Genomic DNA, 17,748 nt, shown 5'->3' on the forward strand with positions numbered 1-17,748 from the left:
TTCAAAAGGATAGTAGAACCTATACTTTTGGCTACCACCCTACCTACCCAAGCGGGTTCATGGAAGCCCAACATCTTCCTGGACAGAGAGAAGCGGATACTTTTGATGCCCCGCCTTGGGCGTGCCACGTAATGCTGCGCACCTAATTGAAAATAATAGCTCCCTTATTTGTTGATTTTTGGTAAATTGTTGGTAATCAAGAGGTGGTGGGCGTTTTGCGGATTGGTTTGGTTGATGACGATGGCATGGTGCGTCGGTTGCTGGTGGATACCTTGGGTCGGGAGCCGGATATAGATATTGTCTGGGACGTGGATTCCGGTGAGGCGGCCTTGGAAGCATTCAAGTCTGGGCCGGTAGAAATTCTGCTGCTGGATTTGCAGATGCCCGGGATGGACGGCATCGAGACGATTACGGAGTTCCAGCGTCGAGACGAGCCGCCGCTGATTGTGGTGGTTTCCGCCCTGACCACCTTGGACAAGGTGCGAGCCGCCTTCCGAGCCGGGGTAGTAGGGTTTTTCATGAAAGAAGATGATGCCGGGCTGATTGCCCAGAGTTTGCGCCGGGCTTTACGTGGCGAGCTGGTGTTTTCCCCGAAGTGTTCTCAAGTGGTGGTCGCACGCCTTACGGGACTCGCGGCTGACGTGGCTGAAGGCGAAGAAGACGTAAAATCGCATGGAATTCTGAGTGAAAGAGAACTCCAGGTAGTGCGGTTGGTAGCCGAAGCGCTAGAGAACAAGCAGATTGCTAGCGAGCTCGACATCAGCGTGGCCACCGTTAAGAAACACGTGCAATCCATAATGAACAAGCTCGGTGCGAAGAATCGTGCCGGGATTGTGGCGGAAGCCTTTCGCGCGGGGTTGTTGCAGTGAAGCAGCGGAAACAGTCTAGGTGCCTGGCTTGGTTAAAACGCTGGGCGAAACGCTACTGGTATCCGCTAGTGGTGGTGGGTATAGAACTCATGCAGTTCATCAGGCTGCTTCGCGCCGATACCACAGTGATGCAATGGACAATGTGGGTAGCGGTTCTGGTTCCGGCGCTGCTCTCTATCCGTTTCAGACATATGGGTTTACTAATAGCCTGCGGGGTATATGCGGTTTTAGTAGCGTCTCCTGCACCTGTCTCCTTTAGCTCGGATTTCATATGGTTCGCGGTGGGATACTTGTGTGCCACGAGTCCGGCTTTTCTGGGGGCAAGCGTAGGCGTTCTAGTAGGGGTATTCAGTGCTTGGGGCATGATGCTAGCCGGTGAACCACTTTTTGTGGTGTTCTACACTTCTGCTTTCGATGTCATTCCTATCGCTATTGGTTTTTCTATTGCAAGTTATCGTCGTCTTTACGAAGTGGAGCGCGAGAATCGTCGTTTGCAGTTAGCGGCACAGAGTCAGTTTTTTTCCACGAAGGTGCATGATTCGGTTTCCCATGTCTTGGTGCAAATCAGCATTCTGTCCAGCCCTCATGCAGGCAAAACCGAAGTCGCGGGTGACGAGCAGTTGCGGCAGATTCATGAGTTGTCTGCCAAGGGATTGCGTGAGATACGGGATTTGGTACAGGAACTGCAACTGCAATCCCGGCAGTTATCAGAGAGTCCTACTAATCCAAAAATGCCGGTGGACAGCTCCTGGAACTATACCCTGGCGTCGAACTCCGGAGGCGATTTAGAGGATGCCCTGCAGGATTTTGCAGGTGTGCTGCAACGTTCTGGGTTTAAACTTGATTTGCAGATTCGGGGCAGGCTAGAAGAAATCTCGGTTACCAAGGTTTTAGTTTTACGGGACTGTCTGCGTGAAATGTCTACTAATATCCTGAAGTATGCCGACTCCAACCACCCCGTGATACTGTTACTGCGTGTTGCCTCTGGGGCAATGCACTTGTACACTGCCAACCAAATCAGCCCGCAAGACACGGGTTTCCCCAGCACCAACCGGGGACTGGCTGGTATCCGGCATCGTGTCGAAGCTCTCGGTGGCAGCGTGACCACCAACATAGATGACACTAGTTGGATTATTTCGTTAACGTTATAGGTATTACTTCTGGCAGAGGAAGTGCAATGGAGGTGGGTATTTCACTTTACAAGGTAACGTTCTGGGCTGATTCTGGGTGTGGAGGCTCACCGTAGTAGTTCCTGCCGTGCTGGTGGTACTTGATGACAGGTCAGGAGGACGACTGGCCTCCAGCTGCCCGCTGGGAAGAGTGCCTAGCAACATGAGTAGAAAAATGCCCACATACTTCATACTGCTATAGTGTATCTAGCCCCTGTTCCATGTCAATACTCCAAATGGATAGGTAGAGAGGTAGCCAAAAGTATAGTCGGAAATAGCCGTTTGGAGCATAGACAGAAGTAAAAACGTGGTGATAATCTCAAGCTTAGGTTCCCAAAAGGGAACTGCAAGTGCAAGCTCGAAGGAGAGAAAAATGAACAGCAAACTAAAAACACTGGTAACCATTCCCGCAGCTTTATCATTGTGCATAGCTACTTCAGGGGTAGCGGCTGCTTCTGGAGATCTGCGTGACTCTCACGCTTTTGGAGAAAGCGTGAGTACTTGTCAAGCAAGAACCCTAGATTCTGCAGGCGTGGATGGGCAGCTTGTCTGCAAAATCATTGAAGTTGGAAGGCATATAAAACCATCTAAAGATGGAAAACACCTGCAAACGACGTTGTCAGATACTCAATTAATACAAAAATATGCTTTCTCTGAAGATAACCTGAAGGACTTCCATTCGGTTCTGCAAGGAACATATACTCCTCCAGTCTCACAATTGAACAATATTGTTGAAAGGAGTGGCCCAAGATTCTACATTTCGGCAGACGACTTAAAGTTTGGGATATTTGCAACACTATTTACAGCGTCTCAAGTTGGCCCTGAGGCGTTGGCAGCTGCCGCTGTCGTTGTATCCTCTGCCATTGGTGGTCCTGTTGGAGCTGCATTAGCTGGTGGCGTAGCCCTTCTAGGAATAGGATTCTTTATCGATCTCGCAGCTAAGATTGTTGGTGCAGTTGCTCAAAATAAGGGTATAGCGTTCTATCCGCAATGGGGGTTTCCTCCGGTTCGGATCGAAATAGAGTAGCGATAGGAAACTCTCATGCTAAAGGAATTGTATGACAAAGCCGCGCTGCACGTGCTAATGTTTGGTATGGCTTTGGCGGCAGCTGTAGAGATTGATGAAAAATTTCATGTGGAATACGCTACTATTTTTTATTCCTGTCACACTTTCTTTATAACCATAATCATTGCTTTAGTGATTTATAACCATAACTCGTTGGGAATTTCTCTGTCGCGATGTGTTCGTGATTTAGTAATTCTTGTTGGAGTTTATGGTATGGCTGCGTCGTCACCCAAGCTGGCTATATATTCCCTTCCCGTTTTAGGAATACTAACAAGTTTGTATTTCTATTATGAGAGAAAGCGTAGCAAGGCGTCGGATTTTAATCCCTCTTAAGATTCATAAATCAGGGAGTTTTTATTCAATTGGTTCTCCCCGACTTGTTTCACAGGCCGGGGAGAACCATTATTTTGGTTTACGGAAGGTTGTTGTGAAGTATCGGGGTGGCCGTTAGGAAGTGTTGCTAAGCTAGAGGTATGAATAGGAAAACTTTGACGCTGGGCGAGGTCGCCGCGTGGATGGACGAAAAGTACCCCCCGGAACTGCGAGAAGATTGGGACCGGGTGGGGCTGATTTGCGGCGACCGCCAAGACCCGGTCACCAAGATACTGCTGGCAGTTGACCCCACCGAGGCCGTGGTGGACGAAGCTCTGGAATGGGGGGCTCAACTGGTTATCACTCACCACCCGTTGTTCCTGCGCGGTACGTCTTTTGTGTCCACCGACACGGCTAAAGGCCGCGTGGTGCATCGTCTCATCCGCGCTCACGCGGGATTGTTTAATGCGCATACCAATGCGGATGCCGCTGCCGGGGGAGTCGCGGAGGCATTGGCCGAGGCAGTGGGACTCACCGCCGCCACCTGGCGACCCCTAGAGCCAAACCCGACGCACCCCGAACTGGGGATAGGACGCGTCGGGGAACTGCCCGAACCTTGCATTCTGGGTGACTTGGCAAACCGCTTGGCCGAGGTACTCCCCGACAGTCCTGCCGGACTGCTGGTTGCGGGGGATTTAGACCGCGAAGTGAAAACCGTGGCCGTCTCCGGGGGCTCGGGACAGTCCCTACTGGAGGCCGCCCGCGAGTCCGGTGCGGAGGTCTTCGTCACCGCCGACCTGCGCCACCACCCTGCCCTGGATTACCGCGAGGAAAGCGGAGCACCGGCATTGCTGGTGCCCTCGCACTGGGCTAGCGAATGGCTGTGGTTGCCACGCCTTGCTACTGCCCTGGAACTGTGGGCCGGGGAACATAATTTTGCGGTGGAAACCAGAATCAGCAAAGTTGTATCTGAACCGTGGGATGCCTACATTCCCACCCTCACATCCGATAGTCTTAACTTGTAACAGAAACGTCCTGGAGGAAGAATGAAAGCTGCGCCCGAAGATCAAGCCAAGCTTCTTGATTTGCAAGACCTCGACAAAACCATCGCTGGTCTGAAACACGAACTCGCCACCCTGCCCGCCGCTCAGAAGCTCAAGGAAATCACTACAATCGCCGCAGAGCTACAAAATGAAATTGTCCTAGCGACCTCGAAGAAAAACGACCTTGCCCGTGCCCAGAAAAACGCCGAGGCCGAGGTTGACAAGGTACAGGAACGGGCGAAAATGCAGCGGCAGCGCCTCGATTCGGGACAGTCATCCCCGAAAGAAATGGAACGGATTCAAGAAGAACTCGCCCAGCTCGCCACTCGACAGGGGGTCTTAGAGGATGCCGCGCTGGAAGCTATGGATGCGGTGGATCAAGCTGCAGAGCAGCTGGAGGCTCTAAAAACTAAACAAGCCCAACTGTCCGAGGAAAAAACCTCGGCAGCCGGGCTGGCAACTCATGAAACTGAAGAAATCCAAGCCAAACTGGACGCGGCACAAAACGAACGCGACACCCTGGCAGAATCCTTGCCCCCAGAACTCGTCGACGAATACGAGGCCTGCCGGCGTTCTAGCGGGATTGGTGTAGCAGAAGTACACGCCGGACGCTCCATCGGCATCCAACTAATGTTCTCGGTAGCCGAAATCTCGCGGATTGAAGCAGCCGCACCCGACGAAGTGATTGTCAGCGAAGACCACGAAGTGATTCTGGTGCGCCGGTAGCATAGAATAGTTACGCGGAAAAGCCGGGCAGGTAGCTGCGGGTCGCGGCCGAAAGGCGAACGATTCGAGGAAAGTCCGGACTCCACAGGGCAGGGTGATGGCTAACGGCCACCCGGGGTGACCCGCGGGAAAGTGCCACAGAAAACAAACCGCCCCTCACGCATTCGCGCGAGGGGTAAGGGTGAAAAGGCGAGGTAAGAGCTCACCGCGTTGCTGGTGACAGCAGCGGCAGGGTAAACCCCACCCGGAGCAAGGCCAAGCAGCAGGCTGGGCGGCTCGTCCAAGGCCTGCGGGTAGGCTGCTAGAGGTGCCGGGTAACCGGCATCCCAGAGGAATAGCTACCAGCGCGCGGCGGCAACAAAGCGCGTTACAGAATCCGGCTTACGCCCGGCTTTTCCGCGCTAAAGACCCCGGACAATCAGCGGTCGGGAAACTGGAACCTTGACGCGCACCTGAGGCTGTAACCCTGATTTTGTCTGCAAGAGTGTTTCTGGATTCCTGCTAAATGTCTACGAGACTACACCCCGGCGGCCAGTGCTGCCGCGCCGACGATTCCGGCCTGGTTGAAAAGCTGGGCGGGAATAATGGGGGTTTTCAAATCCAACAGAGGCAAGAATTTTTCGTGCTCCCGCGAGACCCCGCCGCCAACCACGAATAAATCCGGGCTAAACAACATCTCCAGGTGGGAATAATATTTTTGCAAACGCTTGGCCCATTTCTTGAAGGACAGCCCTTCGGCAGTCTTCACCCCGGAAGAAGCCCGAGTTTCGGCATCGTGGCCGTCCAACTCTAGGTGCCCCAGCTCACAGTTCGGTACCAACACGCCGTTATAAATCAAGGTAGTCCCAATTCCTGTACCCAAGGTGGTGACAATCACCAAACCAGGCACATCCTTGGCTGCACCGAAACAAGATTCCGCGTAGCCGGCCGCGTCGGCATCGTTTACGCAACGTACCGTGTAGCCAGTGTGCTTGCGCATCAACACCCGCATATCCACTCCGACCCAGGCCTGATCCAGATTTGCCATGAAACCCAAGACATCGTTCTTCACCGGGCCGGGAATAGTAATACCAACCGGCATCTGGGGGGGAACCTCTTTAGTCTCTAGGATTTCACGACAAACATCAGCAACCGCCTCGGGAGTGGAGTTTTTGGGGGTTTTGATTTTCAGTCGATCCCCGAAAAAATCACCGGTCTCAAGGTCTACGTAGGCTCCTTTAATCCCAGAACCACCAATGTCTATGCCAAAGCTTGTAGCCATGTTCTACCCTTCCTAAAGCTGTCCAGTTGCAAAAACAACTCTAGGGGAAACCCCCAGAAACACCAAAACTATTCCTAACTTGTCTGACTACTTGGTAAAGTGAGGATTTCCCCGCCGTTCTCGGTTACTACAATAGTATGCTCATACTGAGCCGATCGACCCCGGTCTTTGGTCACAACTGTCCAGTCATCCGACCACTGATTCCAGGCAATTGAGCCCAAGGTCAGCATGGGTTCAATCGTGAACACCATGTTTTCTTCCATCACCGTGTTGTACATGGGGGAATCGTAGTGGGGGATAATCAACCCGGAGTGAAAGGCCTCGCCCACCCCGTGTCCGGTGAAATCGCGTACCACCCCATACTCGAAGCGTGCCGCATAGGATTCAATCACCCGGCCGATAACGTTAATGGAACGCCCTGGCTTGCACACTTTGATGGCGCGTAGCATGGCTTCCTTGGTGCGCTCGCACAACAGTCGGGATTCCTCGTCAATCTCTCCCACCGGAAACATCGCGCAGGTATCCCCATGAACCCCGTTTTTGTAGGCAGTGATATCAAGATTGATAATGTCGCCTTCCTCCAGGGGACGGTCGTCGGGAATACCATGGCAGATACACTCGTTGATAGAGGTGCAAATTGACTTGGGGAACCCCATGTATCCCAGACAAGACGGGTATGCCCCGTGGTCACAAATAAACTCATGTGCCACCCGGTCGAGGGCATCGGTGGTCACCCCAGGGGCAATGTGCTTGCTGACCTCCACAATTGTATCGGCTGCGATTCGCCCCGCAATCCGAATCTTTTCGACGGTTTCCGGGCTTTTTGTGTCACTGGCAGTGACGTGTTCCGGCCCGTCGTGAAACATGTATTCCGGGCGCGGAATCTGGGCGGGAACCGGAAGCGTGGCAGACACCCGCCCCGGTTTCAGGTTCCCTAAAGGAGCGCGTTTGGCTAGTTTGTCCTGCTTAGTAATTCTGTGAATCAAGGTATCCCCGTTTCTGTGAGTGATGCTTCCATCTTAGTAAGCACCTCATGAAAACATGTCAATCTTGATGGAAGTTTTCCGTTGCGGGGAAAGTTCCGTTTACCACTGCGTCACGATAGGCAAGGACGGCTCGGGATAGTTCGGCACCGACATTTCCGAATTGGTGGGCGAAAGAGGGCTTCCAATCTTGCATCCCCGCCATGTCGCACCACACCAGGACTTGCCCGGCTGCTGCCGGCCCTGCCCCGATGCCGATAATCGGGATGTTTAGCTTTTTGGCGGCCATCGCGGTGGTAGAGGCCGGCACCATCTCGAAGACTATGGCGAAAGCTCCCGCTTCCTGCAAGGCCAGGGCGTCTTCTAGGATTTCATGAGCGGCATCCCCGCGTCCCTGCATTCTTTTACCGCCGAGCTGGTTTTCGGACTGAGGAGTGAAACCTAGGTGCCCCATCACGTTGATACCGGCGTCCACAATGGCTTTCACCTGGGCAGCCATGCGCCGTCCCCCCTCAAGTTTCACGGCGGCTGCCCCCGCCCGCACCAGGGCGACTGCGGAATCCACGGCTTGCACGCGTGAGGATTCATAGGTACCGAAAGGCAAATCCCCCACCACCAGGGCGCGTTTTGCCCCGCGTGTCACCGCGCCCGTGGCTCGAACCATGTCATCCAAGGTCACCCCGACAGTAGAGTCCATTCCCAGCATGGTGGTTCCATAGGAATCGCCAACCAAAATCATGTCAACACCGGCGGCATCGATAATCCGTGCGGTCATCGCATCATAGGCTGTGAGCATGGTAAGCGGGCGGCCTGCCTGGAAATACTGTGCGACGTGTTGGGCACGGAAGGGACGGCCGGGTTTCGGTCCTAGTTCAGTCACTATCACTCCTTATCGTCCGGGATTTGGTGCTTCTATCCTATGCCTAGCGGAACCGCACACTTCAAGTAACTGTTATTTTGATTCTTTCCAGACTATAAAATGGTTGTATCAAACCGTAGTGATTAAGGAGAGACAAATGGGATGCACAACGATACTGGTAGGCAAAGAAGCCAGCAATGACGGCTCAACAATCATGGCGCGCACGGAAGATGCCGGATCCGGCTCGTTTTCAATCAAGAAATTTGAGGTAGTGGAGCCCCAACCTGAACCCTACACTTATCGCTCGGTTGTGTCCCACGTCGAAATCGGACTTCCTGCCGGGGGACTGCGCTATACCCGGTTTCCCGATGTAGCGGGTGATAAAGGTCTGTGGGCAGGAGCCGGAATTAATTCAGCTCGGGTATCCATGACCGCAACCGAAACCCTGACCAGTAATGAAAGAGTGCTGGCGGCTGATCCGCTGGTGGAGCTGGTGCCCGCTCAAGGCAACGAAGGCGAGGCCGACTATGTCCCCGAACAACCTGGCGGAATTGGTGAAGAAGACATGGTGGTCTTGGTGCTGCCCTATGTTAAGTCTGCCCGTGAGGGGGTGCTGCGACTGGGGAAACTGTTGGAAAAATATGGCACCTACGAGATGAACGGGATTGGATTCGCCGATGCCGACGAAGTATGGTGGCTGGAAACCATCGGGGGACACCACTGGATAGCAAGGCGGTTGCCCGACGATGCCTATGCGGTTATTGCCAACCAATTCTCTATCTCTTTCTTTGATTTAAGGGATGCTTTTGGTAAAGGGATGAACTTCCTGTGTTCCAAGGACTTGCGAGAATTTATCGATGAAAATCACCTGAATTTGAACTCAATTCCTGATTTCGAGGACACGGTGCCAGTGGTGGAGGCGGCGTTCGACTATGATGCGGAACACCGGGATGACGAAATCGATTTGTCCGACGTGGCGGAGTACTTGCGAAATACTTTCAACCCACGCTTGGCTTTCGGATCTCATTCCGATACCGATCATGTGTACAATACGCCACGAGTCTGGGCTTTGCAGCGATATCTCACCCCGGAAATCGAAGATTTTATCGAGGATCAAGATGCTTTCACCCCCGATTCCGATGACCTCGAATGGTGTTTATCTCCAAAGTCCAAAATCACCATGGAGGACGTGAAATACGCTCTGTCCTATCATTATCAGGGGACGAGCTTTAACCCTTATGCTCGTGAAAATCAGGCGCGGTCTTTGGGTGGCGCAGATAAACGAGGCATGTACCGTCCCATCGGGATTAACCGTACGAATTTCACGGCCGCGTTGCAACTGCGTCCCGATGTTCCCGCCCCGGCTATGGGGCTGAACTGGATTGCTTTCGGGGCGATGCCTTTCAATGCAATGGTGCCGTTCTATGCTAATGTGCGCACCGTGCCCCAGTATTTGGGTGGTACTACGAATCGGGTTACCACCGAGTCACATTATTGGCAGAATCGGATTTTGGCGGTGATGGTCGATGCGCACTTTCACGAGACGAATCCCCATATCCAGCGCTATCAGCAATCTGTCGTGTCTAAAGCTCGGGCGATAGTGGCTGCCACAGATAAGGAAGTAGCTAAACTGTTGGCCACTCAAAAGAATAAACGCGCTGCTGCGAAGAACATGGAAAATCCCCAAGTACAAGAAATACTGGAAGCCGCCAACGAGAAAATCGCAGCACTGTTACAAAAGGAAACCGACGAGCTCCTAGGCAAGGTGTTGTTTGACGCGAGCATGAAGATGCACAATGCATTCTCGCAAGATGACGCATAAAATTGCTGGTTTTTTGCTGACGTGATTCGCTGTTTAGAACAGTCGCCGAGCTGGTGAGCTAGGGGTGCAATCGTGCGGGTTGGGTAGCGTTCCGCTGATACGGTTTCGGTTGTCCGCCGCGCGTGAATTAGCCGCCAGTCTTGGCTTTCGACTAGAGTTTAGTCGAAAGACTTAGGCTCAGAAAACGAGGGAAGCATGGCTGAAGGGATTTTATCCCCGCTAGATACGGCGGGTTTGGAACAAGAAGTTGCGGCAGCACTGGCGGCGATAGCGGCGGCGAACACACCCGAGGAACTCAAATCCGCGCGAACCAGGTTTAACGGGGATAAATCGCCGTTAAGCATGGCGAAGCGTGAAATGAAGAACATTCCCCCGGCGGATAAAGCCACTGCTGGCAAGAATCTTGGTGCGGCACAGGGGCGGGTGCGGGCAGCACTGGATGCGAAAACTTCTGAACTAGAAGCAGCGGCAGCCGAGGCACGGCTGGCGGCCGAAACGGTTGATGTCAGTGTGGTTCCCTCACGCCAACCCGCAGGGGCGCGGCACCCCTTGATGGTGATAGAAGAGGAAATCGAGGACTTCTTTGTATCCCTAGGATGGGATATTGCGACTGGTCCCCAGATTGAGCATGAATGGTTTAACTTTGATGCCTTAAACTTTGATGCCGACCATCCGGCGCGTCAAATGCAAGACACACTCTATGTGGATTCAAGCTCAGTCGGGGGCAGTGCAGAAAATCCGGCTAACCTGGTGATGCGCACTCATACTTCCCCGGTGCAAGCTCGGGTGTTGACCACCCGCGAGCTGCCGGTTTATGTGGCGGTTCCTGGCAAGGTGTTTCGTGCCGATGAACTCGACGCCACCCACTCCCCGGTGTTCAACCAGGTAGAAGGCCTGGCCATTGACCGGGGTCTGACAATGGCACACTTGAAGGGCACGCTGGATCACTTGGCGCGTCACATGTTCGGCTCGGAAGCCAAGACCCGGTTCCGTCCGTCTTTCTTTCCCTTCACGGAGCCTTCGGCCGAAGTTGATTTGTGGTTCCCGCAAAAGAAAGGCGGACCAGGTTGGATTGAATGGGGTGGCTGCGGCATGGTGAATCCCAATGTGCTGCGTGCTTGCGGGATAGACACTGCGGTTTATCAAGGTTTCGCCTTCGGTATGGGTATTGAGCGTACCCTGATGCTGCGACACGGAATTGAGGACATGCACGACATTGTGGAAGGCGACGTGAGGTTTTCCAACCAATTCGGTTTAAACGGAAAGGGGTGCTAGGAATGGCTTTTGTTTCGATTGAATGGTTAAAGCGCTGGTGTGAGGTTCCGGCGGGTTTGACGGCTGCGCAACTAGCGAAAGACTTGGTGAAGGTCGGTCTGGAAGAGGAAACCATCCATACCTCCGGAGTAACCGGGCCTTTGGTTTGTGGGAAAGTCTTGCGAATGGAACCGGAAACTGCTTCTAATGGCAAAACCGTGAATTATTGCCGCGTGGATGTGGGGGCGGAATTTAATGACGCCCCCGGCGCAGGCAAGGAACCCTCCGATGTGGCCTCACGCTCGATTATCTGCGGGGCGCATAACTTTAAAGAGGGTGACCACGTAGTGGTTTCCCTGCCAGGTGCGGTTCTGCCTGGTGATTTTCGGATTGCTACCCGCAAAACTTATGGGCATATTTCCGATGGCATGATTTGTTCCGCTCGGGAACTTGGTCTGGGTGAAGATCACAACGGGATTATTGTTCTGGAGGAATACCTGGGCGAACGTGGGATGGAGGTTCCCCCGGTAGGTACTGACCTGTTGGGGATGCTAGGGCTTAATCATGAGCTGCTAGAAATTAATATCACCCCCGACCGGGGTTATTGCTTCTCGATGCGCGGGGTGGGACGTGAATACTCCCATTCTACCGGGGCTGCCTTTACCGATTGGGGCTTAGCGGAGAATCTTAAGAATCCCTTGGCCGAGGCTAACAATTCCGGTTTTCCGGTGGAGATTACTGATGATGCCCCGATTCGTGGCAACGTGGGCTGTGACCGCTTCGTCACCCGGATGGTGCGCGGCTTCAACCCGAAGGCGAAAACCCCTGAATGGATGGTGACACGCCTGGAAAGCGCGGGAATGCGTTCGATTTCCCTGGCAGTGGATGTCACTAACTACGTGATGCTAGACCTCGGTCAACCCATGCATGCCTATGACTTAGACAAGGTTAAAGGCTCAATTGTGGTGCGGCGTGCCCGAGACGGCGAAAAACACACCACCTTGGATGAGGTGGAACGCAGCTTGTATCCCGAAGATTTACTGGTTACTGACTGTAAGGGCGGCCACGCCGCCCGGGTACTTGGCATCGCCGGGGTAATGGGTGGCGCGGAAACTGAAATCACTGCCGCCACCACTAATGTGTTGCTGGAGGCCGCGCACTTTGACGCGGTTTCAGTGGCTCGCGCAGCTCGGAGACATAAAATTCCCTCCGAGTCCTCGCGGCGATTCGAACGCGGTACTGACCCCCAGTTGCCCCCTGTGGCAGCGCAATACGCGGCGGAACTGCTGGTGGAATACGGCGGGGGAGTCATTGACGAAGGAATTACCGATGTCAACCATAGTGCCCCGATGCCCTCGGTTACCCTGGGGTTTGACGCGGCCAGCAGGTTGATAGGAGTGGAATACAGCGCGGAGCGTTGTGAAGAACTACTAAAAGCGATTGGATGTCAAACCTGCCGGGATGATAGCGCCAAAGCTTTTACCGTCACCCCCCCCTCATGGAGACCAGATTTAGTGGGGGCGGCGCACCTGGTGGAAGAAATCGCCCGACTCGACGGTTTTGACCAGATTCCTTCCTTGGTGCCCGTGGGGCCAGCCGCTATAGGGTTGCCAGCCGTCTTGTGCACCCGCCGCGAAATTAGTGATACCTTGGCGGAAGCGGGTCTGACTGAGGTTATGACCTATCCTTTCCTTGGCGACGAACATGACCGCCAGGGCTTTCCGGTTGACGACCCCCGGCGCGTTACGGTGAGACTGGCCAATCCGTTAGCAGACGATGCCCCAGCTTTGCGCACCTCGGTTCTGGATACACTGCTGAACACGGCCTCTCGAAACGTGGCGCGCGGCAACCAGCGCGTCGCGATTTACGAACTTGACCAGGTGGCCTTGGCACACGGGGTAGTTCCCGCTGCGATTCCTGGAGTGGAACACCGACCTAGCGACGAGGAAATGCAGGCTTTGCGTGCCGGAATGCCGAAACAGCCGTGGCGCGTTGCGGCAGTGTTGGCGAGTAATGCTACCGAGGCATACCCTGGGCAACCGGCACGTGCTTGGGACTGGGCTGATGCGATAGCCCTAGCGATGCGGGTAGCTACCAGCCAAGGACTGACAGTACGCTCCGAAGCCCCCAACGTGAAGTGTGGCGGAAATGACGGGAAAGCCACCCAGTCGGTGGCACCATTCCACCCCGGTCGAGTGGCTCAAATCCGGGTCGGGGCAGAAACCGGCGGGAAGGTTTTGGGCTACGCCGGGGAACTTCATCCCCAGGTGTGTCGTGAATTCGGTTTGCCGGAACGCAGCTGTGCCTTTGAAATTGACCTCGATGCCATCGAAAAAGCTCGTCCTAAGGGCGCTTTCCAATTACGTGCGGTCTCTACCTTTCCTGTCGCCAAAGAAGACTTTGCCTTCGTAGTGGACACGGATGTGGCGGCCTTGAAAGTACAAAACGCCATCGCCAAGGCCGCAGGGGATGCCATGGAAAGCGTGCATCTTTTCGACTCCTTTACAGGTGAACAACTGGGGCAAGGCAAGAAGTCCTTGGCTTTCGCATTGCGGTTGCGTGCGGCAGATCACACATTAAACCCCCAGGATATCCGTGAAATTCGTCAGCGGGTTATCGCGAAAGTTCAAAAAACCTGTCGAGCTACTTTGCGGGCTTGAGAGAATCGACCTGGAACTCTGTTACAGTGTTGCCGCCGAACGCAGGATATTCTCCCTGACCAGAGGATAGAATGGGGCGGAGAGCACTAAGTGAGGGGAATTAATGGTAAAACGAGTTGGGATTTTGACAGCGGGCGGGGATGCCCCCGGTTTGAATGCAGCGATTCGCGGTTTTGGTCGAGCTGCTGTCGGTGAATATGGAATCGAACTGATTGGGTTTCTCGACGGGATTAGGGGCTTGGCTGAAAATCGCTTTGTTACCTTGGATTCCTCTTCTCTTTCCGGGATTCTGACTCAGGGGGGTACCGTGCTGGGTACCTCTCGTGACAAGGTGCATCGCATGCAGGTGGGCGAATCTGAAAAAGACATGAGCGAGAAAATCCTCAAGGTCTACGAGAAAAACAAGCTCGATGCCATTGTGACCCTGGGTGGGGGCGGAACCGCGAAAAATGCTTTGCGCTTACAAAAAGCCGGGATAAATGTGGTGCACCTGCCGAAAACCATTGACAATGACATCTGGGGTACCGATAACTCTATTGGCTTTGCCACCGCCCTGGAAATCGCTACCGAGGCGGTAGATCGGCTCCATTCCACGGCTCACTCCCACCATCGCATTATTTTGGTGGAAATCATGGGACACCGTGCCGGGTGGCTGGCGCTGGGTGCCGGAATCGCTGGGGGGGCTGACATTATTTTGATTCCCGAGATTCCTTACAATATCGAAAAAGTTGTCGAGAAAATCGAACACCGCAAGAAACTGGGAAAACACTTCTCGGTTATAGCCGTAGCCGAAGGCGCGATGGACGTGGAGTATGCTCAGCGTATTCGCATCGCCGACCAGCTAATCAAGGATGCAGATTCCCCAGAAACCAAAGCTCTGGCTAAACACAACAAAGATCGCTTGACCGATGCGCATCGCGAGGCTACTTTCGATTTGGCACGCAAACTCGAAACCATGACCGGGTTGGAATCCCGGGTTACCATTCTGGGTTATGTGCAGCGTGGTGGCACCCCGGTGGGCGCTGACCGTTTGTTGGCAACCCGCCTGGGGGCGGCGGGCGCAGCTGCTGTGGCTGACGGCATTACCGGGGTTATGATTGCTACCAAAGGGGGAAATGCGGTCAATGTCCCCCTGGAGAAAATCGCGGGTAAAGTCAAGTTTGTACCTACCGACCATGAGTGGGTCAAAACCGCCCGGGAAGTGGAAACCGGACTGGGCGACTAGCTAACTGCAACCAAAACGGATACAAGGCACGACTATGGACATGAAACTAGATATTCGTTCTCGCAACGTCGCGACTGGAGAATTAATGAATGCCGCTGAGGAAGCACAGTGGCTAAGGAATCAATTGGCACCTCATGCACCCGCCCCCACCCAAGCCCTGGTGGTGGCAGTAAACGTCGACGGCACCACAGTTGGCGGAGGATTGGGGCGTGCCCGAGAAATCGCCGTGGCCAGCGTTACTCCGGACGGTAAACTCTCGCAATGGCGAGTCGAAGGCGTGGGCTGGGACGTGTGGCACGACCAGGGGCCACACGGCTCGCATCACGGCCGAATCGTTTCGTTCATGCGGGAAAATCAGGTTTCCGTGGTGGTGTCCGGTCATGCCGGTCCGCCCATGGTGCGTACTTTGCTGAAACTGGGAATCCTGCCAGTCCTTGGGGTGGGTGGCGATGCTCAGGATGCCGCCCGCAGTGCTGCCGCTGAATACCGGGAGATGCTGGCTCAGTCAGCTGGCTGAGGTTTCGTTAAGGCCGTATCGGGCTGGCATCCACGGTGAGTTTGGGAATGTGGATTCATGAGGTGCTGGCCTCAAATCCAAACAAAAGTATAAATATGCGAATCTTTGAATAATAATGTACAATTGGGGGTGAGAGACACCAGGCACGGGAGGGAATCGATGCAGGCCACTAACTGGACTAAGCGCTTTGAAGACGCGGTGATGAACGCCTGTGGGCATCCGCTCACTGTGATGGCTCGCGGGGCGGGGTGCTTCGTGTGGGACGAATATGGTCACCAATACCTCGACTTGGCCGGGGGAATCGGAGTGAACTCCTTGGGGCATGCCCACCCGAATGTGGTGAAAGCTCTGACCGCTCAGGCACAAACCCTAGGGCACGTCGGGAATGCGGTGGCTTCCTCGGTACAGATAGAGGCTGCCGAGAAACTGCTGTCCATCGTGGAACCGGGTGGAGCTGCCCCCGAATCGCGCGTGTTTTTCACCAACTCGGGCTCAGAATCTATAGAGACTGCTTTCAAAATCGTACGCGCCTATGCCGAGCAAGCCTCTCATGAACACCCCAACGACCCTCCGCGCACTCGCATCCTGGCCTTGGAAAACGGCTTCCACGGCTGTGCCAGTATGGGAGCGTTATCGTTGGCTTCCAAGAAAGCCCTGCGTGAGCCCTTTCTGCCGCTGCCGGCTGCGGTCGAGTTCATTCCCTACGCGATGGCCGCGCTGGAACGCGCCTTCGAGGGGGAACGTGGTCGCAATATTGCCGCTTTGTTTATCGAGCCCATCCAAGGTGTGGGGGGAGTGCGGGTGCTATCCGAACACTTCCTGCGCCTGGCTCGTGATGTAACTGCCGAGGCCGGTGCGCTGCTGGTCTTCGACGAGATTCAGTGTGGTATGGGTCGCACCGGAACCTGGATGGCGCACCACTTGGCCGGGGTTACCCCGGACATCGTAACTTTGGGGGGAGGACTCGGTGCGGGATTCCCCGTGGGGGCGTGCCTGGCATTGAATGACACCACCGCTACGGCCTTGGCACCCGGGCTGCATTCCTCTACTTTCGGGGGAAACCCGTTGGCAGCGGCCAGCGTCCTCGCCACTATCAACACGATAGAGGAAGAAAAATTGTTGACCAATGTCGTGGAAGTCAACGAGATTTGGACTCGGGAGCTGATGGGACTGCACCACCCCCTGATTTCGGATGTACGCGGGCGCGGCTTGATGTTGGGAATCGGGCTGAAAAACCCGGTGGCGAAACCATTGGCCGTTGAATTGTTCCGCGAAGGCTTCCTGGTTGATGCCCCAGATACCTTTACCTTGCGTCTGGCTCCGCCGCTGATTATTTCCGCGCCGCAAACCCGGATGTTTACCCAGTCTCTGCCCGAGATTATCGACCGGGTGGTTCAAAATATTGACCACCAGATTGCGCAAGGACAAAATGCGACTCAAAATCCCTACCATCCGGGAGCGAGCCTTGAGTGAGAATCCAGTCAAAGGCCTGCCCAGTAAAATCTCGCGTCACGCCGCGATTTCCCAGTTATTGACCGAACGGGTGGTGCGTTCTCAAGGAGAACTGCGAGAACTGTTGGAAACAGAGGGATTCGCTGTGACCCAGGCCACACTGTCGCGCGACCTCGACGAGCTGCACGCAGTTAAGGTGCGTGATCGCGACGGCAACCAGCGCTATGCACTTAGCGCTACCCCGGAACAGGTTGAATCGCCCTTGCCATTGCCGGGAACCCTGGAACGCTGGTGTGCGCAACTGTTGGTGCGCGCTACGGCGGTGACTCATCAGATTGTGCTGCGTACCCCACCAGCTGCTGCCCCAGCACTGGCTGCCGCCATCGACAAAGAGAATCTGGCGGAGGTGCTGGGTTGTGTAGCCGGGGATGACACGGTACTGGTAATTTGCGCCACACCACAGGAAGCGGAAAAGTTATGTGCAGATTTGCAAAACATGACCAGCCGCTAAATCCGGAGTGTTGCGCTCT

At 54.6% G+C, this 17,748-nt stretch carries 16 protein-coding genes and 1 other RNA gene; 14 read left to right on the forward strand and 3 right to left on the reverse strand.

Annotated elements, in window-relative coordinates; genetic code table 11:
* Positions 1–203 precede the first annotated feature (203 nt).
* The 7 genes from F4555_RS02935 (at position 204) to rnpB (ending at position 5,584) form a co-directional block, all read left to right on the forward strand.
* Positions 204–869, forward strand: coding sequence for a response regulator (locus tag F4555_RS02935; protein WP_255312776.1), 666 nt, complete (start codon positions 204–206; stop codon positions 867–869).
* Positions 866–2,020: a sensor histidine kinase gene (locus F4555_RS02940; RefSeq protein WP_114990245.1), complete on the forward strand. Its 1,155-nt coding sequence runs from the start codon at positions 866–868 to the stop codon at positions 2,018–2,020. Before F4555_RS02935 ends, F4555_RS02940 begins: the two co-directional genes overlap by 4 nt.
* Before the next feature lie 391 nt (positions 2,021–2,411).
* A complete protein-coding gene (locus tag F4555_RS02945; protein WP_147286457.1) occupies positions 2,412–3,065 on the forward strand; it encodes a hypothetical protein in 654 nt (217 codons plus the stop codon).
* Positions 3,066–3,080: 15 nt separating this feature from the next.
* Positions 3,081–3,437 carry a hypothetical protein gene (locus tag F4555_RS02950; protein ID WP_115325441.1) on the forward strand — a complete coding sequence of 119 codons (357 nt, stop codon included), beginning with the start codon at positions 3,081–3,083 and terminating at the stop codon, positions 3,435–3,437.
* A 140-nt stretch (positions 3,438–3,577) separates the two neighbouring features.
* Positions 3,578–4,441, forward strand: coding sequence for a Nif3-like dinuclear metal center hexameric protein (locus tag F4555_RS02955; RefSeq protein WP_115325440.1), 864 nt, complete (start codon positions 3,578–3,580; stop codon positions 4,439–4,441).
* A gap of 21 nt (positions 4,442–4,462) precedes the next feature.
* Complete coding sequence (locus tag F4555_RS02960) at positions 4,463–5,185, forward strand: zinc ribbon domain-containing protein (RefSeq protein WP_115325439.1); 723 nt, start codon at positions 4,463–4,465, stop codon at positions 5,183–5,185.
* A gap of 19 nt (positions 5,186–5,204) precedes the next feature.
* An RNA gene (gene rnpB, locus F4555_RS02965) (RNase P RNA component class A) lies at positions 5,205–5,584 on the forward strand.
* 118 nt (positions 5,585–5,702) lie between these two features.
* Here rnpB and ppgK read toward each other — a convergent pair.
* From ppgK to panB, 3 genes are all read right to left on the reverse strand, one after another.
* Positions 5,703–6,446 (reverse strand): polyphosphate--glucose phosphotransferase, encoded by a 744-nt coding sequence (gene ppgK / locus F4555_RS02970; RefSeq protein WP_004012691.1) that lies wholly within the window; start codon positions 6,444–6,446, stop codon positions 5,703–5,705.
* 74 nt (positions 6,447–6,520) lie between these two features.
* A complete protein-coding gene (map, locus tag F4555_RS02975) occupies positions 6,521–7,432 on the reverse strand; it encodes a type I methionyl aminopeptidase (protein WP_004012690.1) in 912 nt (303 codons plus the stop codon).
* Between the two features lie 58 nt (positions 7,433–7,490).
* Complete coding sequence (gene panB / locus F4555_RS02980; RefSeq protein WP_115325438.1) at positions 7,491–8,309, reverse strand: 3-methyl-2-oxobutanoate hydroxymethyltransferase; 819 nt, start codon at positions 8,307–8,309, stop codon at positions 7,491–7,493.
* 136 nt (positions 8,310–8,445) lie between these two features.
* Here panB and F4555_RS02985 point away from each other — a divergent pair, with 136 nt between their 5' ends.
* The 7 genes from F4555_RS02985 to argR all read left to right on the forward strand — a co-directional run bounded on the left by F4555_RS02985 (position 8,446) and on the right by argR (position 17,729).
* Complete coding sequence (locus F4555_RS02985; RefSeq protein WP_115325437.1) at positions 8,446–10,110, forward strand: C69 family dipeptidase; 1,665 nt, start codon at positions 8,446–8,448, stop codon at positions 10,108–10,110.
* Positions 10,111–10,305: 195 nt separating this feature from the next.
* Positions 10,306–11,385: a phenylalanine--tRNA ligase subunit alpha gene (pheS, locus tag F4555_RS02990; protein WP_004016992.1), complete on the forward strand. Its 1,080-nt coding sequence runs from the start codon at positions 10,306–10,308 to the stop codon at positions 11,383–11,385.
* A gap of 2 nt (positions 11,386–11,387) precedes the next feature.
* Positions 11,388–14,024, forward strand: a complete 2,637-nt coding sequence (pheT, locus tag F4555_RS02995; RefSeq protein WP_115325436.1) for a phenylalanine--tRNA ligase subunit beta — start codon at positions 11,388–11,390, stop codon at positions 14,022–14,024.
* Positions 14,025–14,127: 103 nt separating this feature from the next.
* Entirely contained in the window at positions 14,128–15,249 is a 1,122-nt protein-coding gene (locus tag F4555_RS03000) for a 6-phosphofructokinase (RefSeq protein ID WP_004012685.1), read from the forward strand.
* 34 nt (positions 15,250–15,283) lie between these two features.
* On the forward strand, positions 15,284–15,766 hold the full coding sequence (locus F4555_RS03005; RefSeq protein ID WP_004012684.1) for a NifB/NifX family molybdenum-iron cluster-binding protein: 483 nt from the start codon (positions 15,284–15,286) through the stop codon (positions 15,764–15,766).
* A gap of 159 nt (positions 15,767–15,925) precedes the next feature.
* Positions 15,926–17,239, forward strand: a complete 1,314-nt coding sequence (locus F4555_RS03010; protein WP_115325435.1) for an acetylornithine transaminase — start codon at positions 15,926–15,928, stop codon at positions 17,237–17,239.
* The gene (gene argR, locus F4555_RS03015; RefSeq protein WP_004014514.1) at positions 17,232–17,729 is read left to right on the forward strand and encodes an arginine repressor; all 498 of its coding nucleotides are present in this window, start codon (positions 17,232–17,234) and stop codon (positions 17,727–17,729) included. Before F4555_RS03010 ends, argR begins: the two co-directional genes overlap by 8 nt.
* Positions 17,730–17,748 lie beyond the last annotated feature (19 nt).

The sequence above is a fragment of the Mobiluncus mulieris genome (assembly GCF_014204735.1).
Lineage (GTDB): Bacteria > Actinomycetota > Actinomycetes > Actinomycetales > Actinomycetaceae > Mobiluncus > Mobiluncus mulieris.